A 397-nucleotide genomic window follows, 5' to 3' on the forward strand; every position below is an offset into this window, starting at 1 on the left:
AAGTTAACCCTCGTGTATCTCGTTCATCTGCTCTAGCTAGTAAGGCAACAGGATACCCAATTGCGAAGATTAGTGCTAAATTAGCGGTTGGTTTAGGTTTAGATGAAATTATTAACCCAATTACTAAAACAAGTTATGCATGTTTTGAACCTGCATTAGACTATATTGTAACGAAATTTGCGCGTTTCCCATTTGATAAATTCCCTAATGCAGATCGTCATTTAGGAACTCAGATGAAGGCAACTGGTGAAATTATGTCGATTGGACGTAACTTTGAAGAATCTTTCTTGAAGGCAGTTCGCTCTTTAGAGATGAAAGTGGATCATATATACAAAAAAGAATTGGCTGGATTAACGAAAGAAGAATTACTTGAAAAAATCAAGAAGTGTGATGATGA

At 35.8% G+C, this 397-nt stretch carries 1 pseudogene; it reads left to right on the top strand.

What is annotated here, in order from left to right:
- Nucleotides 1–397 (top strand): annotated as a pseudogene (locus LJE08_RS13840) (carbamoyl-phosphate synthase large subunit); the annotation flags it as partial.

It is taken from the genome of Holdemanella sp. DFI.5.55 (genome assembly GCF_020593575.1).
GTDB classification, from domain to species: Bacteria; Bacillota_I; Bacilli_A; order Erysipelotrichales; family Erysipelotrichaceae; genus Holdemanella; species Holdemanella hominis.